The 261-nt window shown below is 67.0% G+C and carries 1 protein-coding gene; it reads left to right on the forward strand.

Annotated elements, in window-relative coordinates:
- Positions 1-13 precede the first annotated feature (13 nt).
- Positions 14-261: efflux RND transporter permease subunit (locus SB764_RS41700; protein ID WP_410866991.1), on the forward strand; the 248-nt coding region annotated here is incomplete at its 3' end.

A 261-nucleotide genomic window follows, 5' to 3' on the forward strand; every position in this document is an offset into this window, starting at 1 on the left:
CACGCTGACGGTCATGCCAGTGCTCGCTAGCCTGTTGCTGCGCGGCAAGGTCGCAGAGCGTGAGAGCCGCATCCTTCACTGGGTACGCCTGCACTATGAGCCGATTCTCGCGCGTGGCGCGCAACAGCCTGCGCTGACGATGGGGCTCGCCGTCGTGTTGCTCGCGGTCGCGGCCTTCGCCGCCACGAGGCTGGGCGCTGAATTTTTGCCGCGTCTGGACGAAGGGGCGCTGACCGTCACGACGACGAAGCTGCCCGGCAT

This window comes from Paraburkholderia sp. SIMBA_027, from assembly GCF_046535315.1.
GTDB lineage: Bacteria > Pseudomonadota > Gammaproteobacteria > Burkholderiales > Burkholderiaceae > Paraburkholderia > Paraburkholderia tropica.